This window comes from Tenacibaculum mesophilum, from assembly GCF_003867075.1.
GTDB lineage: Bacteria > Bacteroidota > Bacteroidia > Flavobacteriales > Flavobacteriaceae > Polaribacter > Polaribacter mesophilus.
Genome location: NZ_CP032544.1, coordinates 3,267,381 through 3,294,121, shown reverse-complemented (window position 1 = coordinate 3,294,121; position 26,741 = coordinate 3,267,381). Strand labels below are relative to the sequence as shown.

25 protein-coding genes and 1 other RNA gene are annotated in these 26,741 nt (G+C 30.0%); 10 read left to right on the top strand and 16 right to left on the bottom strand.

Annotated features, from left to right (window positions below; all coding sequences use genetic code 11):
• The first annotated feature begins 238 nt into the window (after positions 1 to 238).
• Both D6200_RS15005 and D6200_RS15000 read left to right on the top strand, forming a co-directional pair.
• Complete coding sequence (locus tag D6200_RS15005) at positions 239 to 2,986, top strand: TonB-dependent receptor (protein ID WP_073181461.1); 2,748 nt, start codon at positions 239 to 241, stop codon at positions 2,984 to 2,986.
• Positions 2,987 to 2,988: 2 nt separating this feature from the next.
• Complete coding sequence (locus D6200_RS15000; RefSeq protein ID WP_073181463.1) at positions 2,989 to 4,062, top strand: phytase; 1,074 nt, start codon at positions 2,989 to 2,991, stop codon at positions 4,060 to 4,062.
• A gap of 187 nt (positions 4,063 to 4,249) precedes the next feature.
• Here the strand turns inward: D6200_RS15000 and D6200_RS14995 are convergent, their stop codons facing one another.
• From D6200_RS14995 to D6200_RS14985, 3 genes are all read right to left on the bottom strand, one after another.
• Positions 4,250 to 4,765 (bottom strand): DUF4136 domain-containing protein, encoded by a 516-nt coding sequence (locus D6200_RS14995; protein ID WP_073181464.1) that lies wholly within the window; start codon positions 4,763 to 4,765, stop codon positions 4,250 to 4,252.
• A 102-nt stretch (positions 4,766 to 4,867) separates the two neighbouring features.
• The gene (locus D6200_RS14990) at positions 4,868 to 6,352 is read right to left on the bottom strand and encodes a S8 family peptidase (protein ID WP_073181466.1); all 1,485 of its coding nucleotides are present in this window, start codon (positions 6,350 to 6,352) and stop codon (positions 4,868 to 4,870) included.
• Between the two features lie 171 nt (positions 6,353 to 6,523).
• A complete protein-coding gene (locus D6200_RS14985; RefSeq protein WP_073181468.1) occupies positions 6,524 to 7,522 on the bottom strand; it encodes a M28 family peptidase in 999 nt (332 codons plus the stop codon).
• Positions 7,523 to 7,589: 67 nt separating this feature from the next.
• On the opposite strand from D6200_RS14985, the gene kdsA reads away from it, so the two are divergent.
• The 3 genes from kdsA to D6200_RS14970 all read left to right on the top strand — a co-directional run bounded on the left by kdsA (position 7,590) and on the right by D6200_RS14970 (position 10,385).
• On the top strand, positions 7,590 to 8,408 hold the full coding sequence (kdsA, locus tag D6200_RS14980) for a 3-deoxy-8-phosphooctulonate synthase (protein ID WP_073181470.1): 819 nt from the start codon (positions 7,590 to 7,592) through the stop codon (positions 8,406 to 8,408).
• Positions 8,409 to 8,447: 39 nt separating this feature from the next.
• Positions 8,448 to 9,398 carry a transglutaminase domain-containing protein gene (locus tag D6200_RS14975; RefSeq protein ID WP_073181472.1) on the top strand — a complete coding sequence of 317 codons (951 nt, stop codon included), beginning with the start codon at positions 8,448 to 8,450 and terminating at the stop codon, positions 9,396 to 9,398.
• A gap of 90 nt (positions 9,399 to 9,488) precedes the next feature.
• Positions 9,489 to 10,385: a transporter family protein gene (locus tag D6200_RS14970; protein ID WP_073181474.1), complete on the top strand. Its 897-nt coding sequence runs from the start codon at positions 9,489 to 9,491 to the stop codon at positions 10,383 to 10,385.
• Between the two features lie 94 nt (positions 10,386 to 10,479).
• Here the strand turns inward: D6200_RS14970 and D6200_RS14965 are convergent, their stop codons facing one another.
• Complete coding sequence (locus D6200_RS14965; RefSeq protein ID WP_073181476.1) at positions 10,480 to 10,851, bottom strand: DUF1801 domain-containing protein; 372 nt, start codon at positions 10,849 to 10,851, stop codon at positions 10,480 to 10,482.
• Between the two features lie 78 nt (positions 10,852 to 10,929).
• On the opposite strand from D6200_RS14965, the gene D6200_RS14960 reads away from it, so the two are divergent.
• The 4 genes from D6200_RS14960 to D6200_RS14945 are packed head-to-tail and all read left to right on the top strand — an operon-like array spanning position 10,930 to position 13,750.
• Positions 10,930 to 11,538, top strand: coding sequence for a hypothetical protein (locus tag D6200_RS14960; protein WP_073181478.1), 609 nt, complete (start codon positions 10,930 to 10,932; stop codon positions 11,536 to 11,538).
• Between the two features lie 32 nt (positions 11,539 to 11,570).
• Entirely contained in the window at positions 11,571 to 11,867 is a 297-nt protein-coding gene (locus D6200_RS14955; protein WP_047789877.1) for a winged helix-turn-helix domain-containing protein, read from the top strand.
• A 57-nt stretch (positions 11,868 to 11,924) separates the two neighbouring features.
• A complete protein-coding gene (creD, locus tag D6200_RS14950; RefSeq protein WP_073181480.1) occupies positions 11,925 to 13,310 on the top strand; it encodes a cell envelope integrity protein CreD in 1,386 nt (461 codons plus the stop codon).
• Between the two features lie 59 nt (positions 13,311 to 13,369).
• The gene (locus D6200_RS14945) at positions 13,370 to 13,750 is read left to right on the top strand and encodes a ribosomal maturation YjgA family protein (RefSeq protein ID WP_073181482.1); all 381 of its coding nucleotides are present in this window, start codon (positions 13,370 to 13,372) and stop codon (positions 13,748 to 13,750) included.
• On the opposite strand, the gene D6200_RS14940 is transcribed toward D6200_RS14945, so the two are convergent.
• Together D6200_RS14940 and D6200_RS14935 are read right to left on the bottom strand one after the other, a co-directional pair.
• On the bottom strand, positions 13,730 to 13,945 hold the full coding sequence (locus tag D6200_RS14940) for a DUF3820 family protein (protein ID WP_047789880.1): 216 nt from the start codon (positions 13,943 to 13,945) through the stop codon (positions 13,730 to 13,732). The genes D6200_RS14945 and D6200_RS14940 overlap by 21 nt on opposite strands.
• A 39-nt stretch (positions 13,946 to 13,984) precedes the next feature.
• A complete protein-coding gene (locus D6200_RS14935) occupies positions 13,985 to 15,193 on the bottom strand; it encodes an NAD(P)-dependent oxidoreductase (RefSeq protein WP_073181484.1) in 1,209 nt (402 codons plus the stop codon).
• Positions 15,194 to 15,423: 230 nt separating this feature from the next.
• On the opposite strand from D6200_RS14935, the gene ssrA reads away from it, so the two are divergent.
• Positions 15,424 to 15,819: a transfer-messenger RNA gene (gene ssrA / locus D6200_RS14930) on the top strand.
• 72 nt (positions 15,820 to 15,891) lie between these two features.
• On the opposite strand, the gene D6200_RS14925 is transcribed toward ssrA, so the two are convergent.
• The 10 genes from D6200_RS14925 to D6200_RS14885 form a co-directional block, all read right to left on the bottom strand.
• Entirely contained in the window at positions 15,892 to 16,911 is a 1,020-nt protein-coding gene (locus tag D6200_RS14925) for a hypothetical protein (protein ID WP_073181486.1), read from the bottom strand.
• Positions 16,898 to 18,604, bottom strand: coding sequence for an AAA family ATPase (locus D6200_RS14920; protein ID WP_073181488.1), 1,707 nt, complete (start codon positions 18,602 to 18,604; stop codon positions 16,898 to 16,900). Before D6200_RS14920 ends, D6200_RS14925 begins: the two co-directional genes overlap by 14 nt.
• 95 nt (positions 18,605 to 18,699) lie before the next feature.
• Positions 18,700 to 19,659 (bottom strand): phospholipase D family protein, encoded by a 960-nt coding sequence (locus D6200_RS14915; RefSeq protein WP_073181490.1) that lies wholly within the window; start codon positions 19,657 to 19,659, stop codon positions 18,700 to 18,702.
• Between the two features lie 692 nt (positions 19,660 to 20,351).
• Complete coding sequence (locus D6200_RS14910; RefSeq protein WP_073181492.1) at positions 20,352 to 20,936, bottom strand: hypothetical protein; 585 nt, start codon at positions 20,934 to 20,936, stop codon at positions 20,352 to 20,354.
• A gap of 96 nt (positions 20,937 to 21,032) precedes the next feature.
• Complete coding sequence (locus tag D6200_RS14905) at positions 21,033 to 21,590, bottom strand: hypothetical protein (RefSeq protein WP_083574753.1); 558 nt, start codon at positions 21,588 to 21,590, stop codon at positions 21,033 to 21,035.
• Positions 21,591 to 21,661: 71 nt separating this feature from the next.
• Positions 21,662 to 21,886: a hypothetical protein gene (locus D6200_RS14900; protein WP_073181494.1), complete on the bottom strand. Its 225-nt coding sequence runs from the start codon at positions 21,884 to 21,886 to the stop codon at positions 21,662 to 21,664.
• Positions 21,887 to 22,008: 122 nt separating this feature from the next.
• Positions 22,009 to 23,769: a type VI secretion system tube protein TssD gene (gene tssD / locus D6200_RS14895; protein ID WP_073181496.1), complete on the bottom strand. Its 1,761-nt coding sequence runs from the start codon at positions 23,767 to 23,769 to the stop codon at positions 22,009 to 22,011.
• A 320-nt stretch (positions 23,770 to 24,089) separates the two neighbouring features.
• Positions 24,090 to 24,713 (bottom strand): JAB domain-containing protein, encoded by a 624-nt coding sequence (locus D6200_RS14890; RefSeq protein WP_073181498.1) that lies wholly within the window; start codon positions 24,711 to 24,713, stop codon positions 24,090 to 24,092.
• A gap of 459 nt (positions 24,714 to 25,172) precedes the next feature.
• Positions 25,173 to 25,325, bottom strand: coding sequence for a hypothetical protein (locus D6200_RS15365; protein ID WP_159432105.1), 153 nt, complete (start codon positions 25,323 to 25,325; stop codon positions 25,173 to 25,175).
• Between the two features lie 620 nt (positions 25,326 to 25,945).
• A complete protein-coding gene (locus D6200_RS14885) occupies positions 25,946 to 26,629 on the bottom strand; it encodes a hypothetical protein (RefSeq protein WP_073181502.1) in 684 nt (227 codons plus the stop codon).
• Positions 26,630 to 26,741: the final 112 nt, after the last annotated feature.

The following is a 26,741-nucleotide window of genomic DNA, read 5'->3' as shown; positions in this document are numbered from 1 at the left end:
CTCCAAATTAATTTGGAGGCTTTTTTATTTTAAAACTTCAAAAGTTAAATATCAAATGTTTTTAAAAGGTAAATTTTATATTAAATAAAGAACACTTAAACATTATAAAAACCTCAACTAATTAACATATAATCAACCTTATGTATAAGTTTTAATAATTTTTTACTAACAAATTTGAAATCTTGTTGCTAGTTATCGTAAATAATTTCGCCGTGGACAATTCACTAAAGATTTCAAAATGAAAAAAATAATACTAATTACACTTTGCTTGGTAAGTATTTTAGGATACTCACAAAGCAAATCCGGTTTAAAAGGAAGAGTTTTAGACGAAACCAATCAACCTTTACCTGGAGCTACTATTAGCATTCCTTCTTTACAAGTTGGGTTTTCTACCGACTTTAATGGAAATTATGAACTTTTAAATATTCCTGTAGGAAATTACGAGGTTCAAATATCATTTTTAGGTTATCAAACCCTAACAGAAAACATTACGCTTACAAACAATATTCAATCTAAAAACTTTTCGCTAACACCTAAAATAGATAGGTTGGATGAAGTTGTTATTAAAGGAAGTATTGGGAAAGGGCAAGCTAAAGCCTTAAATCAACAAAAAAACAAAGAGAATATAACCAACATTATTTCTGCCGATCAAGTAGGAAAGTTCCCTGATGCCAATATTGGTGATGCCTTAAAACGTGTTCCTGGTATTTCTATGCAAAACGACCAAGGAGAAGCTAGAGATATAGTTATTCGCGGATTAGCTCCTCAATTAAACTCGGTAACCTTAAACGGTGACAGAATTCCATCTGCTGAAGGAGATAACCGTAGAGTTCAAATGGACTTAATTCCTTCAGACATGATTCAAACTATTGAAGTTAACAAAGCAGTAACTCCTGATATGGAAGGAGACGCTATTGGTGGCTCTGTTAATTTAGTTACACGTTCTGCTCCTACTACTTTTAGAGCTTTCGTTGCTGGTTCTTACGGACAAAATCCTGTAAGAAATACACCTAACTATAATGTTTCTGCTTTGGTTGCTAACAGAGCTTTTAAAGACAAACTAGGCTATGTAATCAATGCTTCATACAACTCTAACGATTATGGTTCAGATAATGTTGAGTTTGAGTGGGAAAAAGAAAATAACAAAACATACATTGGTGAACACGATATTAGACGTTACGATGTAAAAAGAAATAGAATGAGTGTTTCCGCCAACTTAGACTGGACACCTGACAACAACAATACACTTTTCTTTAAATCAATGTACAACCAAAGAAACGACTATGAAAACCGTTATAGAGTGCGTTTTAGAAAAATAGACGAACCAGATGCTACAGGAGTATCAAAAGCTGAAGTACGTCGTCAAACTAAAGGAGGTATCAACAATGATACGAATGACAACACACGTTTAGAGCGCCAAAGCACTTACAATATATCTGTAGGTGGAGAACACATTATTTTCGGAAACATTAAACTAAACTGGAAAACAGGAACTGCCAAAGCCAAGGAAGAACGTCCAGACGAACGTTATATTAGTTTTGAAAACGATGATATTGAAGTTATGCAAGACTTCTCGCGAACAAACTTCCCTGTATTACGACCAACAAACAATGACTTTAACGATCCTTCAACTTTTGATTACAAAGAAGTAACCCAACAACAAGGATTTACACAAGAACGTAAAATCAGTTCTAATTTTGATGTCTTGGCTCCTATCAATGCTACAGGAGCTTACAAAAACTCTTTAAAATTTGGTTTTAAGTACAAGTACAAAGAAAAAGTAAGAAACAATAGCTTTTATGAGTATGATTTAGAAGATCAATTTCCGACCATGAATACTACCACTACTAAAGACTATACTATTAATGGTTATTTAGCAGGTGATGATTATAAATCAGGTCTTTTCGTTTCAAAAGAATTTTTAGGAAATTTAAACCTAACAGGTGGTGAACTTGTATTAGATGAATTTGTTCCTGAAAACTACGATGCTAATGAAAACATTTATGCTGCATACGGAATGTTACAACAAAACTTAGGTAACAACTTTTCTTTTATAGCTGGTGTAAGAGTTGAAAAAACAACAATAGATTATAACGGTTTTGCCATTGATGTTGAAACAGCTGATGATTTAAGTGATGTAACTAAAACATCAGGAACTCGAAACTATACCAACTGGTTACCTAACCTACAAGTTAAATACAATATTAATAAAAATACTATTGTTAGAGCTGCTTGGACAAATACTATTGCGAGACCTAACTATTACGATTTAGTACCTTATAGAAACATTAATAGTGATGATATTGAAGCTGAGTATGGAAACCCTAATTTAGATCCTACTGAAGCAATGAACTTTGATTTAATGTTTGAACACTACTTTAGTAATGTCGGAATTATATCAGCTGGAGTTTTTTATAAAGATTTAGATAAATTTATTTACAATTCAGTTACTGAAGAATCAATTACCATTGGAGGTGTAACAGAAACTTATGATGTTACACGACCTTTTAACGGAGGTACTGCCGAAATTTATGGTTTTGAAGTGGCTTTACAACGTAAATTAAACTTCTTACCTGGCTTCTTAAGAAACTTAACAGTGTATGGTAACTATACCTATACAGATTCTAAAACAGATGGTATTGCCGACAGAGAAGATGGGTTACCTTTGGCTGGTGCTGTTAAAAACATGTTTAACGGATCGTTGGCCTATGAAAGTTCTAAACTATCAATTAGAGCCTCTTTAAACTTTGCTGATGATTATATTTTTGAATATGGGGACGATGCTTTTACAGATGTGTTTTATGACGAACAATTGTTTGTAGACCTAAATGCTTCTTACCGTATTACTAAAAACTTACAAGTCTTCGCAGAAGCAAAAAACTTAACCAATCAAGAATTACGCTTTTACCAAGGAACAAAACACCAAACAATGCAAGCTGAGTTTTATAACTATAACTGGAATGCTGGTTTAAAATACAATTTTTAAGAATGAATAATGTATACAAAATAACACTTACTTGCCTTATTTTAAGTGCTTGTAAAGTTGAAAAAATAGTCCATCAAAACCCGCAAGCCAAACCAGTAGTAGCTTTAGTTGCTGATGCTGAAACAGAACCCGTTACTTCTTTTGATGATGCTGCTGATGATCCGTGTGTGTGGATAAATCCCGCTGATGTAACAAAATCAACCATAATTGGCACAAACAAAAAAGAAGGTTTAGAAGTTTATAATTTAGAAGGAGAACGTTTGTATTCCTATAAAATAGGACGTGTAAACAATGTTGATATTCGTGATGGATTCTTATTAAACGGAAAAGAAGTTTCGGTTGTTACCGCTAGTAATAGAACCTACAATACTATTTCTATATTGATTGTAAAACCAACAGGTGAATTAGAAGATGCTGCTGCACGAAAAATAACTTCTAACTTAAAAGAGGTTTATGGTTTAGGGATGTACAAGAGCCCTAAAACTAACAAATTTTATGTTTTTATGGTTGGTAAAAAAGGCGGTGTTGAGCAATGGGAATTGTTTGAAAACAACACTCAAATTGATGCCAAGTTAGTTCGTGAATTTTCATTAGGAAGTCAAGGTGAAGGTATTGTTGCTGATGATGTACATGCCAAAGTATATATTGGAGAAGAGAACAAAGCCCTATGGAAATATGATGCAGAGCCTAATGCTTTAAACAACCGTGTAAAGGTTATCAGTACCAAAGACTTGAATATGAAAGATGATTTTGAAGGTGTTACCTTATACGACGCTGGAAACGGAAAAGGGTATATTATTTTATCGTCACAAGGAAATAACAGTTATGCTGTTTTTGATAGAGTTAGCAATCAATACCTAGGAAGTTTTTCATTAAAAGACGGTACTATTGATGGTACCTACGATACGGATGGAATTGATGTAACTTCTGTTAATTTTGGTACAAAATACCCTAAAGGATTCTTTATTGCGCAAGATGGTGCTAATACCCAAGGTAAGGACAGCTTGCATCAAAATTTTAAAATCATTGATTGGCAAAAAATTTCTAAAAGCCTACATTTAGATTCGTCAAATTAGTGTGTTTGTTGTGTAATTTGAAAAGCCTTTTGGTAAAACCAAAAGGCTTTTTTAATACTAAAAAAATTAGCTTAAAATATAGTCTTTAAAAAACACCTTGATGTTTTGATGAAAACATCAAGGTCTTTTTTGTAAGTCTTCTTAGTGTTTTGTTTTTATAGGTTGTTAAGTGTTAGAAAAGTAGCTGTTATTTTGGAGGATAATTATTAATCACTTTACCAATTACTTTTTGAAAATGTAATTTCTTTTGTTCTGGTGTTGCTTTTTCTCTTATTTCACTAGTAGCAATTCCTTGCCATATTAACTGGTTGTCTTTACTTTCAACAAAATCAATGGTTAACTGCTGGTTTATTTTTCTACTTTCAATAGGAATACCTCCTGATATTCCAAACCCTACATTTCTTCCTCCACTTCCTAAACCAACACCTATCGTATTTCTATTAAGAGACTCTCTTTCTTCAGCTAAAATATTAATATACATATCTGGGTTTTCAGTTAATCGCATCCCTTTAGCTTCCAAAGCAGTCGTTATTTCATAAGTGACTCTTTTTACATCTAATTCATTTAAACCTTTACCTGCATCTTCAAAAAAATTGAAGGTCTTATACTGACTAAAATCTGTTTGGCTATCGTAATCATATACCACTTTAGAAGAGGCACAACCAATAATAACTAACAGAAAAAAATATTTGTAATACTTCATATATAAATTCTTTACAGTGTACTTAATCAAAAACTATACCTCATAAAAATACAAAAAGCCTCGAGTAAACGAGACTTTTTTCTAAGGTTAGTTAGTTGTTTTTTATTGAACTGCTTTTAGAGCATCAATATTTCCATATCCAAACTCTGAATGTTTGTTCGGATAAAAATCAGCCGATTCTCTCATTTTTTGTAAAACTTGTTCTCTTGACCAACTTGGATGTTTTGCCCATACTAACGCTGCAATACCAGCAGTTGTTGCTGTTGCTACAGATGAACCTCCTACATAATTTGCTTGTCCATCATAATAACTCAATACAGGAATTTTATTATCCGTTCCGTTAGTACGTTGCATTTGTACCGTAAAATCTATTTGTGATCCGGTATGACATACATCACACTTACTATATTGTCCTTCTTTAACACCTGTTACCGCAACAGTTTCAGACATACTTGCTGGAAAAATTACTCCATACCAAGTAGTAAACGAAGTAGATGTTCCTCCTGCTGCTAAAATCATTTTTCCTTTGCTATGTGCATACTTTACTGCATCCGATACATTACCAATACTAAAAGGAGAACCTAATGACATAGAAATAACTTTTACATCACTTCTATTTGCCAAGGCTGTTAACGCCTCAACAATACCTCTTTTTTCATGATAATCATCAATTACTACATTTTCAACAGCCCTATACGTTACTAAGTTTGCATTGTAAGCAACCCCTACAGGTAAGTTGTCATTATTTCTTGGAGCAGTCGCTACTGCAGCCATTTTGGTTCCATGACCACACTTATCATTTACTCCATCATAATTATTAGACCACGCCCACCAAGAATCTACAAACGTTCCATATTTCTGAACTGTTCTTCCTGATGAATATCCATCGTTAAAATATTGATTCATCCATTTTTGTTCTGGTGATAGACCTGAATCAACTACTGCTACAGTAATTCCTGACCCAGTACTGTAATTCCAAGCTTGTGAAATATTGTGCGCATCAAAAGACCATGGTAATTTAGCTCCTGGTGCTACTGTTCTATAGTCATTGGTGCTTAAAGTAGCCGTACCATAGCCACATCCTGAAGAACCTGATGAACTTGACTTAGCTTGTGCAGTAGACTCTAAAAAACTATAACCTCCCGGTTCTATATAACGAACTCTACTATCTTTTAATAAGACATTTATTGTTTCCTTGTTAGTAACTCTAATATCTAATACATTAATATTTTCATTTACATACAGCTCCGTTTCTCCCTTAGCAGAAGTTGATTCAAAGCTTTTTACTAATGCTATTAACTCATCTTTTATATTAGTACTTTCTTCACTCCTAGCATAATTGTTTTTTGAAGTACCATAACCAATTGTTAAGATATTTTCTCCATGATTTACTGCACTCCATATAGTATGAGCATCTTGTGACATCCATTTGAAATCTCCAGTTTTTTGTAAAGATTCCTTAATTTTTGAATTAATTTCTTTTTTGGTAAGTAAATCTTGATCTTGTTTTATATCTAATGCTTCATCATTATTAGAACATGAGATCATAGTTAAAACAACCGTTAGGCTTAAAAGTGTTTTTTTCATTTTCGAAGGGGTTTAAATTAAAACTTTTCGAATATAGTAAAATTTTAATACAATTTTAACACTTTAAACAATTTAACCTATACAAAGTTAACATTTTATTAAAAACAAAACACCTAACCCCAATAAAAAAGGAGCTCATGGCTCCTTCTTTACTTTAAGTTTTCAATATGTTTACTCCATCTTTACTCTAGTAGGCGTGTCTTTTCCTTCAATAATACTTTGAGTTCCTCTAGCAACTGCTTTAACAGTTTCTGTTAATACAGTCATATTTAAGGTTTCAGCTTCATCTGTTACTTTATGATAATCCGCATCGATATCAATCGGAGTGGTTGAAAATGTATGAGACGGCACCCCTAAACGTGCTAGAGAAGCATTGTCTGATCGTAAGAATAATTGAAATTTAGGGTATGGATCTGGAAATAACTTATATCCTGACCCTTCCAAGTTCTTTTGAATTATTTTACCAAAATCCGATTTATCAAAACCAGTTAACCATGCTGTTTTTGGTCCTGTTTTAGGTTGTTTCCCTATTAACTCTAAATTAATTCCCGCTACAAACTTATTCGCATCAATTCCTTTTCCAAAGTACTCAGAGCCTACCAACCCCATTTCTTCAGCAGTAAAACATACAAACAAAATACTACGCTCATTGTTTCCTTTTTTAGCATAATATTCAGCCAATGATAATACACCAGTAACACCAGAAGCATCATCATTCGCACCATTAAAAATTCGATCTCCTTCCCCGTCTTTCTTTACCCCTAAATGATCGTGATGTGCAGATACAATAACAAACTCATCTTTTTTAGACTTCCCTTCTAACAAGCCTATAATATTACTCATCTTGATTCCTTTATACTCAAAATTTTGGCGATACGTAGTTAATGTATCAAAAGTTTTTAAACCAATTCTTTTGTATTCATTTTCTATATACTGAGTTGCTTTTTCCATTCCCTCAGTACCTGGTTTTCTACCTTCCATTTCATCTGAAGCAAGTGTATATAAGTGTTTTCTTACTAAAACAGAATCAATTAACTCTTCTTTATTTTCATTTTTCTGAGTTACCTCAACAGTATTCATAGCAACCTCGCTACTAGTATTTTTAGTTTGCTTACACGACAGTAAAATTGATACACTTACAAGTGCTAATGGATATAAAACTTTTTTCATTCTTTATTTATTTAAAAGCCTAAATATAGCCAATTTAATTTCTTAATTTTGTTGAAAATTTTTAAGGATGGCTTTAACTGATATTCCAAACATAAAACATACTGATTCAAACAACTTTTTCTTACTTGCTGGTCCTTGTGCCATCGAAGGAGAAGATATGGCAATGCGTATTGCTGAAAAGGCAATTACCATTACTGACAAATTAGAAATTCCTTATGTATTTAAAGGAAGTTTTAAAAAAGCGAATCGTAGTAGAATAGATAGTTTTACAGGAATTGGTGATGAAAAAGCATTAAAAATTTTACGTAAAGTTTCTGAAACTTTTAATGTTCCTACCGTAACCGACATTCATGAAGTTTCTGATGCTGAAAAAGCTGCTCAATATGTAGATGTATTACAAATTCCTGCTTTCTTAGTTCGTCAAACCGATTTAGTAGTTGCTGCTGCTAAAACTGGTAAAGTTGTGAATTTGAAAAAAGGACAATTTATGAGTCCTGAAGCCATGCAACATGCTGTAAAAAAAGTTCATGATGCAGGAAATAAAAAAGCGTGGATAACTGATAGAGGTACGATGTTTGGGTACCAAGATATGATTGTTGATTTCCGCGGAATTCCTACGATGCGTCAATACGCTCCTACTGTGTTAGATGTTACCCACTCCTTGCAACAACCAAACCAATCAAGCGGTGTTACTGGTGGGCGTCCTGATATGATTGAAACCATTGCTCGTGCTGGTGTAGTAAATAATGTAGATGGTTTATTTATAGAAACACATTTTGATCCTGCAAATGCAAAAAGTGATGGAGCTAACATGTTACACCTTGATTATTTAGAAAGTTTGTTAACCAACTTGGTTAGCATTAGAAAAACTATTAATAATTTATAGGCACAGTTTTTGTTTCATACAATTGTTTTTAGTTTATATATGAAACAACTTCTTTTTTTATTCTTTCTAGCTACTACTATCGTAAGTGCACAAGACTTTTCTTTAATTGAAGAGAAAGTAAATGGGTATTCTAAAATTAATGAAGTAGAACGTCTGGCTCAACAGATAGAAAGCGATTTTAAAACTAACGAACAACAAGTACAAGCTGCTTTTTATTGGCTTAGCCATAATATACGATATGATTTGGATGCATTTTATCGTCCAAAAAACAAACGAATTTCTTTTAGATACAGGAATGAGCAAGAGAAATTAGCAAAGCTACAGGCTATAAAAGACGATATTGTTAACCAAACTCTATTAACTCGTAAAGCAGTTTGTGAAGGTTATGCACAAACTTTTGCTAAAATATGCTCTATACTTCAAATTGAAAACGAAGTTATAAAAGGGTACATCAGAAATTCATCAAATGATATAGCTAATCCTAAAATCAATTCCAATCATGCTTGGAACGCTGTTAAATTGAATGGAAAGTGGATTTATATTGATGCCACCTGGGCAGCTGGAGTTGTAAATAATAACAGATGGCAACCTTTATTTAATGCTTACTACTATAACATTCCTAAAGAAAAATACTTTAAAACACATTTTCCAGAAAAAACACTTTGGCAGTTAAGAGTTGGTAGAATGGGGAAAAAAGACTTTTACAATCAGCCTATTTACGATGCTTCTTTTTTAAAATCTGACTTAGAGCTAATTTCACCTTTAAAAGGGATATTAGATAAAAAAGCTACTATTGAACTAAAAATTAAAAACATACACCCTAATCAATCAATATTCTTAGGCTATAGTGGATATCGATATGCTGTTAAACCAGATAAAATATCTACTAAAAATAATATTACTACAGTTACAACAACTCCACTTGATAATAGCAAACAGCTATTTTTAATCGTAGATAAAGAGGTAATGCTTGAATTTTTAATTGAATAACAATATTTTCTTCTTTTGATTTATTAAAGTAAATTTCTCTGTAATGATTTAAAAGAAAATCGACAAAGGGTGAAAACAAATTAACATTACATGAAAAAATTTTACACCCTCCTATTCTTTTCTATTTTATTAGGAATTTCAATAACCTCTTACGGTCAAGGTCTATATGATGGCTTTACTCCAAAGAAAAATAGTTTATCTATTACTACTTCTTTTACCAAAAGCGAGTATGAAAAATTTTATCTAGGTAAAACTAAACAAAACGCTACTCCTGTTCATGAAAAGATTAATCAGAATATTTATTCTCTTTATGCAAAATATGGTATCACTGATCGACTTTCAGCTATTGTAAGCATTCCTTTTATTGATGCTACAAATACTAGTAATCAACCAGACCCTGTAAACGGGTTAACCTCTATCTCTGAAGTTCAAGACATTTCAATAGCTTTAAAGTTTAATGCGCATAAGTTTCAGTTTAAAAGTGGAGATTTAAATATTATAACAGGTATTACTACCGTTATTCCTACAGGGTATGAGCCAAACGGAATATTATCTATTGGTAACGGAGGCTTCGGATTTGATTTAAAAGCTGGTTTACACTTAAACACAAACGTTGGCTTTTTCTCTACCATTTTTGCAGGTTACAACTTAAGAGGAAATGCTGATAATAATTTAACTCCTGGTGGTGACTTTGGTGTTCCTAATGCCTTTACCACTACTGGTAAAATTGGTTATGCTAGTAGCTTTATTTATGTAGAAGCTTGGGCAGATTATTATAACTCAGAAGAAGGAGTAGATATCGGAAGCCCTTCATTTAAAGGTAATTTCCCTGAAACTGATGTAGATTATAAGAGTGTGGGTATAACTGTTTATAAAAATATTCTTCCTAAACTAGGAATTGGAGCTGGTTACGGTAAAGTAATAGATGGTAGAAATATTGGTGAATCTTCTACTTACTCTGTAAGCCTAACGTATAATGTCCTATAATCAAACACAATTAGATAAAAAAAAGAGCTTTTAAAAAAAGCTCTTTTTTATAGATATTCTTTAACAAGATTAGTGACGTTATAAATTCAATTAGTTAATCTTTCCTCCAAAAACCTTTATGATTGTGTTTTGCTACTTCTCCTATAACTTGTAGTAGTATTTCTTCATTAATTTCTTCTATTGATGAATAACGAAGTGATTTTACAACTGCTCTTCCTTCTGAAACTAAAAAAGTATCAAAGTCCTGTAAAATACCTTTTGCCCAAAATCCAACGTCAACAAATCCTTTTTTATGGGATGCATTTATATAACATAATTGCTTACCATTAACATAATATACTGGAATTTTCCATTTGTATTTTAATTCTAAAATTTGAAAATTCCCTTCTATCAGTACTTGTAAATGCAGTAAAATAGACTTGAATGGTTCTGGCTGTTTAAGTATGTATTCTTCGGCTGGTTTCATTCTTTCAAAAATACATCAAATTTTTATTTGTATGTTTCATAAAATTAAGTTTACTTTGTTTTTCAAAGTTCTTTAAAAATGAGTTCAGAAGATTATTTAAAAGACATATCAGAAATTAAAAACTTAATGAATAAATCATCAAGATTTATATCATTAAGCGGCTTGTCTGGTATTTTAGCAGGAATTTATGCTCTAATCGGTGCAGCTTATGCCTATTGGTTAGTCAATATTAATTCTAGTGGTTATTTGATACTAGATGGAAAAACTTTCCAAATAGTCATCCTTGATTTATTGTTAGTTGGCTTTTTGAGCATTACTACCGCCATTTTTTTAACTACGAGAAAAGCTAAAAAAAACGGTGAAAGAATTTGGGATGCTACCACAAGAAGGTTATTATTGAATTTCCTTATTCCTCTGGTTTCTGGAGCTATCTATATCATTATTATTTTAGGACATCAGAAATATGGACAAACTGGGGCTTTGATGTTACTTTTTTATGGCTTAGCATTGATTAATGCTTCAAAATATACTGTAGGTGATATTAAGTATTTAGGGTATACTGAAGTTGTTTTAGGACTTATTGCTGCTATGCTTCCCGGTTATGGTTTTTGGTTTTGGGTTCTAGGGTTTGGAGTTATGCATATTGTTTATGGTACTGTCATGTATTTTAAACACGATAGAAAATAAGCACTATTTTCGTACTTTAAAATTTATCTTTTTTGAAAAACATTATTCTAAATATAAATAAAGCTTTTGATCATAGAATCAGACTCGGAATTATGTCTGTTCTTATGGTTAATGAATATGCTGAATTTACTACATTAAAAGAATTATTAGGTGCTACAGATGGTAATTTGGCAAGCCATACCAAAGCATTAGAAAAAGTTGAATTTATTAGGATAGAAAAACAATTTATTGGTAGAAAACCCAATACAAGATACTATGCTACAGAGCTTGGTAAGCAAGAATTTAAAAAACATATTGACGCTTTAGAAAAGCTAATTAAAAATAAATAAAAACTATTTTTTTATCATTAAACTTTGAAATTCAAAGTTCTTTTAAAACAACAAACTATGGAAATATCAAACAAACAAAACGGAAGATTCGGAAAGTGGGTAAAAACATCAATTACAGCTAGGATGCTAATGATTGGATTTTTAATTCTCATACTTTTAATTCCTTTATCTTTTATTAAAAGTTTAATTGTTGAGCGAATGAATCGACAGCAAGAAGTTGTACAAGAAATCAATCAAAAATGGGGTAAAGAGGTCTTGCTATATGGACCTATTTTAAAAATTCCCTACAAAACTTATAAAGAGAAATTTGTTCGAAATCAAAAGACAAAAGAAACTCAAACTGAGATTGAAGAAAAGATTAAATATGCTTACTTTTTTCCGAAGAAACTAAATGTCAAATCTTCTATAAACCCTGAAGAGAAAAAGCGTGGTATTTATAAAACAGCTGTATATAATAGTAAAATAGATATTGATGGCAGTTTTACAACACCTGATTTTAGTGAAAAAGATATTAATGAAAAAGACATACTTTGGAACAAAGCTCGTTTAATTATTAAAACTTCTAATTTAAAGGGGGTAAACAATTTAGTTGAAATAAAACTGAATAAAAACAACTACGCTTTTACTTCTAAATATGAAGATGATGCTAGTAATGAAAAAGCCTACTACAACTATTTAAACCTTCATAAATTAGAAAGTAAATTTTTAAATGAAGAAGACCTTCCTAAAAAATCAGACACGAACTTTAATCTATCACTAAGCATCAATGGTAGCAAACAAATTCGTTTTATTCCTATCGGAAAAGAAACAACTGTTCATATAAATTCTGACTGGAAAACCGCTAATTTTATTGGAGAATACCTTCCTTTTAACTCCGACAAAATCTCTGAAAATGGCTTTAATGCTAAATGGAAAATACTGGATATAAATAGACCTTTCTCTCAACAATCTTTTAACGGAATTCCTAACTTAAAAGAATATGCTTTTGGTGTAAACTTTATGATTCCTGTAGACGAATACCAAAAAAGTGAACGATCTGCTAAATATGGCTTTATGGTTATTGGACTTACATTCTTAATTTTCTTTCTAATTCAAACAATGAGTAAAATATCCATTCATCCCTTTCAATATTTAATGATTGGCGTTGCCTTAACTATGTTTTATACCTTACTAATATCAATTTCTGAACATAGTAGCTTTTTAAAAGCTTACTTAATAGCTTCGATAGCTGTTGTATTGCTAATTTCTTTGTATTCTAAATCCATTTTAAAAAGTAATAAATTTCCTTTATTTGTTGGAGCTTCTCTTACCACATTATATGCCTTTATTTTTGTAATTATTCAACTAGAAAATTATGCTCTTTTGGTAGGTAGTGTAGGACTGTTTATAATTCTTGCTTCAGTGATGTATGCTTCAAGAAAAATAGATTGGCAAAACGGTTAATTAACAACAATAAATAAGCAAACTATTATATTATGTAATAGTTTGCTTAATATATGATTATGAAATTCAATATAAAATACTTCATTGCCTTTATATTTCTTCTTTTGTTAGAAATTATAATAGCTCAAACTTCAGGGTTTATAAGACATACTTTTGGTGACTTTTTAGTCGTTATCTTACTTTTTTATTTGGTGAAAGCTTTCTTTAACTTCTCTGATAAAAACACTGGAGTTTCAGTACTTATTTTTGCTTATTTAGTAGAATTTTTACAGTTAACTCCTCTTCTAGAATTTCTCGGTTTAGAAAATAACCGATTGGCAGTAATCGTATTTGGTACTACTTTTAGTATTGGTGATTTAGTAGCTTATACCTTAGGAATTGTCACTGTTTTACTTTTAGAAAAATTTTTAACTCGCAAATTATCTTCTAATCTTTCGTAAAATGTCTTCTAGTCCGTTTAACTTCAATTCGTAAACTAGCTCTAGCATTGTGCCTAGTTTCCCTTGTGGAAATCCTTTATTCTTATACCAAACAATATAATACTCAGGAATGTCAATTAAATACGTTCCTTTGTATTTACCAAAAGGCATTCTCATGTTTGCTGTATCAATTAAGAACTGTTTGTCTGGTATCATATTAAATAAAAATCCCGCTGAAGCGGGAGTTATTAAGTGTTATTCTTTTCCGTCTACGTAATCCTGCAAATATGCATAACGTTCGGTTAATTTACCAGTATTTGTTGTCATTTTTGATCGAGCTAAAATTCCGTCTTTATCATCATTATAAAATGCTGGAATTACATGCTCCAAAAACATTTCTCCAAAACCTTCACTTGCATCTTTTGGTAACTCACAAGGTAAATTATCAACCGCCATTACTGTAATGGCTTTTTCGTCTTTAAAGTCAATTTCTGATTCTGTTTCTGGGTTGTAACCGTAAATAGGGTCTGCAATTGTTGACGCACGAAGTGTTGTTGCTACTGGTCCATCAATATCACATGAAATATCTGCTACATACTTTATTCTAAACTCAGGATGTTTTACATCTTCACGTGTAAATAAATACGGAGCTCCGTCTCCATAAAAATGCCCTGCTATAAAGAAATCAGTTTGTTTCGCATACGCCATAAAATTACTTTCGTACCCTGTTGGATCTTTATAAAACTCAAACTTATCTCCTACTTTACCATCTTTACGTTTGGCATACTCCATAACATCGGCTATACAATATACTGGTTCAGTAAACTCACTTGTTAAATATAAAGCATCGCTTACTTGTTTAATTTGTAAATGATCTAAAATTTCTTGGGCTCCTTTTGCTACTTTTCCTGTTCCTGTTAGTAAAATTTTGATGTTTGGTAAAGTTATTTTATCTAATTCAACTTTTACAGCATCTAAATCGGGTAACGTTTCTACTTTGGGTAAGTTGAACAATCCTTCACGTATGCCTAAGGCTCTAAAACCATTATAAGCACCTACCAAACCTGCATAACGACCAAAACCAATTAAACGAGCTCCATTTTCTTCAATAATGGTTTCATGATCAAACATTTCTATATTTCTATCAAGCATTGCTTTTAACAACTTACGATTATATGGTTGCTTTTTAATCGTATGACTAAAGAAAAAATATTTTTTATTTGGAATTAAATTGTCTACAGGAACTTCTTTTACTCCTAATAACACATCACAATCAGAAACATCATTGGTTACTTCAAAACCTGCTTTTGTGTAAGCCTCATCAGAAAAAACTCGGATATCAGAACTTTCCACGACTATTTCTGCTTGAGGAAACTGTTCTTTAAACTCTTGCAATTTTTCTGGAGAAAACACAACTCTTCTATCTGGTGGATTTTTACGTTCTTTAATAATTCCGAATTTCATAATTGACCTTTGTATTAAAATTAAACAATTTCACATATAATGTTATAGTTTATAACAATTGCAGCGAAAATACTTGTTTTAAAATGATTGTACAAGTAGTATTTTTTTATATTTGCATCCTCTTGTTTCAACAGTATTGTTTTATATTGCTGTTAAACGAAATTGCATAGAATCAAAAAGATTATCTGGTATATTTTTTGCACGGGTACATATAGCATCTTTGACATATTGGGGACGACTGGTTTTGACAGCAAGATTAGTAAAAATGTAAGCATACCGAGGAGTGAAATGACAACTCGTTAAACTTATTTCAAACATTTAAACGGCGAAGATAACTACGCTTTAGCTGCTTAATCTGAATTAATAGTAAGATAGAGCCTCGGCGCACAAGGTGCGCAAGCTAAATGTCCACGAAAAGCCTTGGTTTACGGCGTTTCACTTTTGGGCATCGTAAAAGTAAACATAGAAAACTTAGGGCTTCGATAGGTTTTCGAAACTAAAGAAGATAAGTTAAGATTGGACGGTTTTTGGTCAGGTCTTAATCGAAAATTAAGCAAAAACTAAGTATGTAGAAAGCCTTTGAGCTACTTGTTTGGACCCGAGTTCGATTCTCGGCGTCTCCACAAACAACCCCTGTAAACATTAAGTTTACAGGGGTTTTGTTTCTAAGGTGTCAATTTAGGTGTCATAAAAAGTAATTATATAACTCCTATTTGATTACAAACATCTCTTTTAAGCTTTCCTAAGCGCTTTTTATTAATATCATCAACATTAACGGGTACTCCTTGACTAGCTAATAAATTTTTCTTACTAATTAATACAGATGAACACAATCCTTTGAGTTGTTCTATTATTGTCCTCTGTATTTTTGGAGAATTATTTTTAAATAGTTTGACCATTTCAAAAATTTCTTCTTGAGCTGTACCTTGATTATATCGTTCAGTAATTTTTAAATCTTTTAATGTTTTATCTGAATGTGGTACCATACAATGAGTTTTTATTTCAGATTTATTAAATGGAAAAGATATATCTATTTTAAAAACAAAAAAATCATTAAAACTTTTATGAAAGGGATTAAAATGTGTTTCTATATTAAAATCTTTTTCCTTTTTTAATACTGCATTACAATTATTACACCCTGGAATTAAATTAAAAAAAGATAATGATAAATATGGATATCGTACTCTTGGGTAAAAATGATCTAACTGATGAAGTTTATTTATGATTTCTCCATCTCCTTCTTCATCAACTATTTCTATATTCATTACCTCCTCTTTATTACAATAAGGACAGAAATTAATTTCAAAAGCTTCAAAGTATTTTAATGGATTTACAGAACCTCTATACGTTTCGTAGTTAAAAACTTTTTTCACAATGGCACCAAAGCTCGTTAAGTTCGCATTATGATAACTTATGCTTTTTGATAATAGATTATTTCCAATTAATTTTTCAATCTCATTTATTATTTCATGTAACTCATCGGGTCTTCCTGTAATAACTCTATGTAAATTAAAGTAATCATTTTTTAAAAAATACTCCCAAAAAAGAACTCTTTTAGGGTAAACTATATCTTTTAAAAATTGTTTTTGAATTCTACCTATCAATGATTGACTAGCGTGATAAGAACCATCTTTTTTTCTAGCTTGTGATAAATTATTAAAATGATCCTGAGCTAAATCATCTAAATCTACACCTGTACCATTATCAATCTTTATCATAAGTTTCTTTTAAATTTTCAATTTGAATTTTAATAAAATCATCCCCTAATAAATCAAATATTTTTTCATCTTTTTCAGTAAAGCCTGTTTTTACTTTATTAATCAAGTTTTGAATTTTATTAGCAGCAAAACGACTTATTAACCCCCCATCCATAAAAAAGGCATCTATATATAATTCACCTATATTACCTCCAAAAGTTTTAATTTTATTATTATTACAAATCTCTTCTGAATAATTTTCAGAATTATTACTAAGAAAAACTATACTTTGCTTTGGTAAATCTGAAGCTAAGAAAGGAGAATGTGATGTTAACACAAATTGATAACTTGCTTCTTTAAATCTTGGTACTAAGTTTATCAGTTGATAAAAGAAATCAGACTGCCATTTAGGATGTAAATATAAATCTCCTTCATCAATGCATATTATTACATTATCTTCTCTTATCTTATTAAGTTCGTATCGTAATAAAGAAAACAAATTCAAATATGCTTTATTACCTGAACTTAACCCTAACCAATCCAAATATATTTTATTATTTGAGTCCAAGAAATTATAAAATCGTTGATCTAACCGACTTGAACTATTATTAAAGCCCAACACAAAACCTTCTGTTTTCCTAGCCCCAACACCTTCTTCTATTGTCTTTATGTTTTTTGTTTCAATAAACTCGTCAAAATCATCTAAAAGTTTAATGTTTGACTCAATAAATTTAATTTTCTTATAACTCCTATTACTCTTATCATAAAAACTAAAAGCGTGTTTAATAATATTACTACACCAATCTTTCCATCTATTTGCTTCTGCTAATTTACTCTTGTAAGTTAAAGATATTTCCTCAAGCTCCTCTATTAACCATTTAGTTTCTTTTTGTAAAGTATCATCAAACAAATCAGCTTCAAGACTAAGTCCTTGTATTAAATATAAAACCTCAACTATTTGAGAATAGATTAAAAAACCATATAATTTTTCTTTACTTGAACTAGATTTCTTTAAACTTGAGTAAAAAGACTTAAAAGCTAACACTAATCTTTTATCAAATTCAGAATTTGAGGTAAGTCTTTTTTCCCAATAAGATGAATTATGTGTATTATACTTAGGCATAACCAAAATTTCCTTTGGTAATGGAATCTCCGATGGAACAAAAGCTTCACTCCTTATAAACTGTAATTGTTTTACAAAGTCTGTAGTTTTTCTAGCTGAAGGTCTACCTGCGTATCTTTTGTTTGCTGATAAATCAGAAATTTTACTATTAAAACTTTGAATCCTTTCATCATAAATATTAGAAAAATAAATAACTTTTAAATTTTCAACTCTTCCCGAATAGTTAGATGTTTTTAATGTAAAGTTACTTTTAAAGACTATAACACCATTAAAATTATGATAACATTTATACTCTTTATCTTCTCTTATAATAATTAAGAATTCTGAAGTTATGCTTGTTTTCCCGTCTTTAAGAATCTTACAAACCAACTCTAACAAGTTACTTTTCCCTGACCCATTTCTTCCTAAAATACCCATGACGCTTGAAACATTTTCACCATAAAAATCATTAGGTATATTATTAATCATCTCCTTTTTTAAATTAAAGCTTTCCCTATCAAAGCTAAACTTTTCATAACTAGAAAGGTTAAATCCAAAATTTTCAAAGTTTCTAAACTTTTCAACCCATATATAGCATATTTTTAAACTCATAATAATTATTTCTTTACTTTATATTAGCGTTTTTCTCTTTCAACATCAACTAACAACTACTTTACAACAACTTGCTAACCACATGAAAATCTACCTTATTTATAAATCCCTTTTAATATTGGGTTTCCCATACTTGTTTTTCCGTGTGATTCTTTACCTGTTTTATGGCAATAGTTTTCTGGGTAATCGTAGTTTCCATATCTATCCCACATACGATATGCACTTAATGAAAATGGTTTCTCAGGATTAAAAGGAATTTCTTTTCCTGTTCTGATACAATAGCCTACTTCTTCTTCTTCATCATTTGTTGTTTTTGAAAATTGTAACTCTTTATCAACTTCAATTGTTTCTTTTAAATTCTCATTAGAGTTTACATTTTCTTTTGGAATTTTTGCATTTTTAACCTCTCTAGTAGGTTTAATGCTAAATTTCTTTTCTACAATAGATTCAACCTCTAAATCAAAGCTATCAAGAACTTTTTTTTCATAATTTTCGTTGTTTGTAAAGAAATCTTCTGAAATATCATATATGATTTTAGAATCTTGATACTTTTTACCTAAACCTAAAAGCCCCTTAGAATATTGCGGTTTTTTTAGATAAATAACATCTGACTTTTCATACAACAATTCATCTGTAAATGCTTCTGTTTCTCGAAAAAGTTTATCTGTACTTATAAGACTATCTGTAAAATGCACTCCATACTCTACGTTATTTATCATAGAATAATCATATAAATTTAAAGAGGTTATTAATCCCTCATTTTCATTGCAATAATGTTTTGCGTGTAAGTCTTTATTATAAAGAATGGTTATATTTTTAAATTCAGTAAAGTATTGAAAGTCTTCTTCGCTTATACTACGATTGCGACTATTCTCATTTTTACCAAATAATAAGTAAAACTTTATATCGTGATGCGTTTTTACTTTTTCTAGTATGTTTTTTACATAATCATCTAATTTGATAAATGGCGATACTATGATTATGTACCTTTTTGCGTTCCAGATTATATCTGTTAGTTTATCTTCTAATTGTTTTCCTGTTAAAAATTTACTCATTTTTTTTAGCTATTTTTATTACCTCTAAAATTACTTTAAAAAAAATAATGTGCAATTGTTATTAATAAGTTATTTATGATATTATTTTTATTCTTTCTGACAGATAAAAACCTATACCCTTTATTATAAACATAACAACTTATTTTGGTAATAAAGTAATGAATTAAACAGGTTTACTTAATTCCCATAATCTAAAATAAAATCACTAATTTTACACCATTAAGAGTTGTTTAAACCTTTGACAATTGGAGTCTTCTGGTAATTAAGCAACTCTTTTTTTGTTTTTAAGTCTAGTCCTTTACACAGGTATTGCGCTTTTTTATAAAACGCTATTAATAAAAACTTCTACACAAACAAACACAGCACACTATAAACAAATGAATTACTTACCTTTAATCTCTTTTGCGTTAAACGCAAAAGACGCAAAAAAAATTTGGTCGTTCTAAAACAATCAATAACATTAGCATCTTTTTTATTTAAGTAGACAACTATAATAAAATATTCTGTCTTCTCTAAAAATTACGATTCATAAAGTTTTGCTTAAAATTGCGCTTTCTTGCATTTATTTTATTTTTTTTAGAAAAGTCTCTATTAACTATTCTACTTCACATTTAGCTTTTAGTACTTAAAATATTTTTACAAAAATCAAAATTGTTTTGCGTTGCGCAATATGAGTTTCTTTTAGATTCTTTCTAAAAAATAAGTTGTTGAATCTTCCAAACTTTTTTCTTTTTATTATAACTATGTAAGATTAAAAAAACTTTTTCTTCTTCTGTAATGGAGTGTCGTTTAATATCTTTTGAGTCTTTTCCTATAAAATCATAATAATCTTCTTGTGTCAATTCGCTTATAGGCACATACAATACAATAGAACCTCTACAGATGCTCTGTTTGCTTGTTCCTATATTTTCATTAGCTAAATAATAAAGTGTCGTATCATTATTACTACCTTCCTGATAAAAGTATTCAAACATACTTACAGTATATGGATTTGGAACTGATATATTAAGATGTTTTGTAGTTTCTACAACTTCATTGATACCTTTATATAATTCTATCTCTAATTCATCATTAAAATGTATAATATTACCTACTTTGTTCTTTATACAATACGATGGGTTTAAAATATTCATAGAAACACTATTCCATATACAATTTCGCAAAGTATTTAGGATATGAAAGTCATATTTTGGTTTAGACTTATCCAACCCTTTTACATTTACCATTATCGTTGGCTCAAGTATTCTTTCTATAGTTTTATCTATATTCTTTTTCATAGAGACACATTATATTTTAGCTTAAAATCCTAATAAAGGATACATTAAAGTATTACATTTTATCTTCATTGCAATAATTTTTACTATTAATATTGCTTAATTACCTATAAACTCTAAATCTCTTCGTTTAATTTCTTTTCCTGTTTTTCCATCAAGTGTAACTTCTATATACTCATCTGTTTTAGGCTTGTAATAGCTTATTGTCCATACCTTTTTACCTTCTTCTTCATTCTTGTAAATTTCAGTTTTAATACCACCTCGTTTAGGATACCCCTTTTCTAATTGAATATCTTTTTTATGGCAATATTTTATAACATCTAACCAACCAAAATCGTAACCTTCATCTATATTTTCTTCTTCAGTTAAATTTCCTTTTTCATCGTAATGATACCATGTTCCATATTCTGAACCATTATTAAATCGAACCCCTTTAATTTCAATATTACCATTTAAGTAGTAATTATTCACCACACTAAATGCGCTTTTGTCATAATACACTGATTTACTATAACCATTTGAATAATCAAGAAGAATTATTAATTTATCATCTTCTTTTTTACGAACTTCTTCATTTAGTTTTTTGGTATTAAATTCTTTAATATCAAAAGTTTCAAACTCTTTAGTTATTTCTGGTATAATAATTTCTTGTTCCATTTTTAAGTTTTTTTGAGCTATACAGCTAGTGAAGCTTAGTATTATAAATATAAATACGAGTTTTTTCATTTTTAAATAGAATTATTAGCTTTAATCCATTGCCAATGAAATAGGCTACAACGATTATTGTTATTTCTTGGATTATGATGTGAATAATCTAACAGGTTATCTGTTTTACTATATTGATAGGTAAATTCTGCATTAGCAGAAGCTTCTATATTCGTAAAAGTATGCGCTAAATTTAATGAATGCAGAAACTCATGCGCAGCAGTTTGGTCGTTAGCCGACTTAAACACTACGACATAGTCTGCATTAGCAGCAGAGAAGCCGCTTAAATTACCGTTGGGATGATAACCATGCTCAGCAAAATAAAAAGCTTTAAAAAAGTCAGGGTTATCATATTTAGCATCTATACTTTTTAGTTTCTTTTTAAATAACTAACAATACTTTCTCTAGGAATCGCAGGTTTTGCAGGAGTGGTAGCAGTTGCAGGTATTGCAGCCACAGGAGTACTTACTTTTTGAATTTTATTATTTTTAATAAACCTTGAAAAATCAGAATCACTTGTTAAATCTAAAGTAACAACCACAGAATCTGGGTGCAATTGTATATAGGCTTGTTCTAAATATTTATTAATTCTATTTTTTTCTGGTAAAACATTTGATTTTTGAACACTGGCTGTTCTTGATATTTTTGTTTTTAATTGTACAAATACTACTTTTTTCTGTTTGTGCTTAGACGCATCGTTTGCCCATACATTAATTTTACCTGCCACAACACCTTCTTGCTGGTTTTCTTTATACGCTTTTATAATTATTTCTTGGCTGGCTGTAAACTCTTTATCGCATTTTATGGTAACAATATCACTTAGCTTTTTCTTTCCTCCCTTGTTTTTAATATCTACTTTTTTAGGAATAATGGTAAAATGTTCATTGTCTTCAAATAGTAAATAATCTCCTTTTTCGGTAACATCTATATGAATTTTAACCTTAGCTTCTTTACCTTTTTTTAAACTCATCCATTCTGTATAGTGCGTATAGTCAACTTGCTTACCACTAGCATCTGTAACCTTCTTCCATGGTACTTTGACAGAACCGTAATTTTTCTCTTTTAATTTTTTAAACTGATTGGGGTCTTTTTTAAAGTGTCCCTTGTATTGGTTTGGGTTTTTCTCTAAAATAGTGTGTGTACTATCCTTATATTGTTTAGATATAATATCTTCAAATTTAGTATCTCTAAACAAACTGGTATCATTTATTCTAATCCAATCAAACCCAAACTCTCCTTTCCAATTATCATTTGGTCTAAAGTTTACTAATATTTTAGGTTTTGGTTCTATCTTTAATTGTGTACTTTCTTTAGTACTATTAAAATAGGTTGCAGTAGCAACCAGTTCATCTATCTCTACATTTTTAAAATCTTCCCACTCTTTCTTTATTTTAAAGTCGGTTATAGTTACTTTATTACCAGTAACATGTTCTTCTAATACTATTTCTTTAGTATTATTATCAAAATTGGTATTATCTTTTTTTGCAATACTAATTTTTACCTTTCCTCCATTAGGATTATTCAAACCTATTTCAAGACCTAAGTTTTCTTCGTAATGACTACTATTTACTACTTCATTACTCTTATTAATCCAGTTTACTTTTACAACACGAGGTGTTGTGTCTTCTTGTGCCTTATGAGGAGTATCTTCTATAGGTCGTATAAAACTCTCTTGCCATGGTTTTATATAACGAGTTCTACTTTTTCTTCTCCAGTCAGTACTATTGTTAAAAAAACGATAGTCTTGCATTGCAGGCGATATAGTTAAGGTAACCTGCATACCTTTTTGATTATCAAAAACCTCATGGTAGTTTATAAGCACACCATCTTGAAAGTTGTATTGGAATAGCTCTACACCATCAAAATCATCTTCATAAAAAACTACTTTCCCATCCCTTAATAGGTAAAGATTAAAAGGGTGACGTATTTTTTTATTGTCTTTTCTATCGGCTATAATCCATTCAATAAAGGTGTCATCGTACATTTCTGGTTTAAAAGTAACGGTAAAAGTACCTCCCATTAGGGCTGATGTAGGTTTGCCGTTCCAGTCAGTAAGTCGAATGTAATTTAAACTGGTAGAGATTAATTCTCGCTCCTCTCCACATACAAAGAGCTTCGCTTTTATGTTCATAGATATATTTTTGAAGGGTTAACAATTTTTGACCCTAAATATATAAAAACATTTAGAAAAATAAGCAGATAGTTTTCTGACTCTTAAGCTATTTGCTATAAGACATTGTATTTTAAGGGCAACTAATCATATTTGTACGAAATTTGTGCGTACATAAATAATATTGTGTACTTAACAAGTTGTTAAGTAGTACTTGTCTTTTTGCTTCTTTAATTCAATTTCTGAGTACTTGAGTAGTTCTATCAGGAAAAATAAGAGTATTAACGAATTAATTTTGTTGCCTTTTGATTAGAATTTGTTCGTTAAAAATATGTATGCTTTTAAGACCTTTTTACACGCAACTTCTTCACTTCTTCTTCCGTTAAGCCTGTAGCATCTGCAATAGTAATTATATCAAGACCTTTTCTTTTTAAATTTTTAGCTATTTCTATTTTCTCACTACGTTTTGCTATTTCAGATGCCTCCTTTTTTAAACGCTGTTCTAACACATATTTAGGAACATATTTAGTGCTTTTTGCCAGCTCCTGCAAAAGACCATTATCAGCAAAACTCAAATAACTTTTATCAGAAATAATTAAATGGTCTATTACATGGGTATTTACTATAATACCAACTTGTATCAACCTATCTGTTAGGTTTTTGTCATTGTCTGACGGAGTTAATTCACCACTTGGATGGTTATGACATAATATTATTTTTACAGCTCTCTTTTGTAGCGCAAAGCTAAATACCTCCATAGGCTCTACCAAGGTTGCATTGACAGTTCCTAAACTTATTAGTTCAATAAAAAGAATACGGTTGTTATTTGCTAAACCAATAACCCAAAAATGCTCACGATTTTGGTCTATTTTATTATCTCTTAATAAAATGCGTTGCATAATTCCGTAAATATCATCGGAATTTAAGATTTTTATCTTTTCTTGTTCTGTCAATTTTATATCCATAAAAACAAAAATAAGATTTTATTTTGTTTCTTTTTACTGTAAATTATGTTCATTAATTATATATTAAATATTGTGTATAGTAATGCCATTCTTATCACAAGAATTAGTTATTGTTCCTTTTTGCATTTCGTTGCGTCTCTTAAAAGTCATTTTTCTCTTAGGATTCCATTATTTTATTTATACTCTTACGTTAAGTATACTAATATCATTTATCATAGAAACTATTCCGTAAGTTGGTTTACACATGGGAGAATATAATTTTTATGTTTCCTTGCGATTTCCATGATAAAACCCTCAAAAGTATAGCTTACACCATTTAAAAAACTATAATCAAGCACATTACATATATTTTAAAAACATAATTTACAGTTTTGCGTTTGTTGTTGCGCTTTTTTGCTTAATCATGAAATACATTCACAGCATTATTTAATTCTTCCTTTTTTGAGGTTTCCTTATTGATTAGTTTTCTCTTGCTTTTAAAGTTCTGTTTTTATTATTATGATGTATCGTAGCGGGCAATGCAAGTAGATAGCTATGTAGTAAGTCAACTTGTACATAGGTGTATAGTTCTTTTGCAGTATAATTGTCTTTTTTATATTTCTTGATAGCCATTGTAATTTTCTTTTGATAGGTGACTTTGCGCTTTCTTGCGTTTTTATTCAATTTGCGCAATTAACGCAAAACGTAATAATTTACCATTATGCAAAAACAAAATAATTAAATTTCTGTTGCCTTGTTGAACAATAACAATAACTGTTAGTAAAATGAAGGGGTGCAGGCTCAACAAAAAATCAACAGTTGGTCAACATCCGTTTTTGCGTTTTATGTTGACCAACTGTTCAACTCTTGTTTACCTCTGAATATTACCGTATCACTAGTTAATAAATATATTTGTCAACAATCAACAGTATTTCTATAAAATCTTTCTTTTTCAACCCCATAACACCTCACTTTAATAGTTTCAAAATCAACTATTTTCTCCTTTTACACTAAAAGAATCTTCTCAATAGTTACAGTAGAACTGTTTACTACATACCTTATCTTTAGGTATTTTTCATATGAAAATATTCTTACGGAACAAATATCTTATTTTGTATTTATTATAAACTCCGATTTTAGGTCTACTTTCCTTTGCTTATTACTTATTCTAACATACCCAGTAACTGATCTCTAATTTATAATTGATTTCTTTTTTTAAATTATAGAGATCATACAAACCATCTACTAAAAAATCAATTAATATACTTTTTATTCTTTTTAAGAACTTTAATTAATTTTTCTTTATCAAGATTAGTTATAACACCTTTTTCACTTATATACAAAACAGAATAAGAATATTTAGAATCACCAGTCCCATCATCTATATCATAGCCATCATCATACACTAGAACATTAACAATATTATTGTCTATAAGGTATGTCTTAAAAAAATAAGGATTCTCATTCATGCTTTCAAAAACTTTAACATAACCCAAAATACAATTGGAATTAGCCAATAACAAAAAACCTTCTGTTAAACCTCTAAATTCTTTAGAGTATAAATAGAGAAAAAGATTATTTTTAATTTTCTTTCTTCCATGGACAAAAGCATTTCCTCTACTAGGTATCGATTTTAAATAAGAATAAACCTTATCAATTCTTTGTTCTCCATGAATTGATTTTAAGGAAGCTATTTTTTTCTTCCTATTAATGAATTTATCATCTCTAACGTGTATTGATGTTAAAACAGGAACATTAACTTTATCTTCTATAAGAAAAATATTGATTTCTGCAGGTATTTCATTTTTAACTAGATTAAAATTATCAGGTAAAGGTTGACGAAAAGAGATAAAATTATTCTGAAAGATAATATAATTTTGTGAATACCCTAAAGAGCTAAAAACACAAAAAAATATTAGAAAAACTTTTTTTATCATGGTAAATGTTTTTTTACTTCTCTAAAGAAATCGTATAAAATAAGTATAAAATCTAAAAACATATTATTTTGTGTGTTTAATCATTGAATCTATTGAAATATTAATACCATCA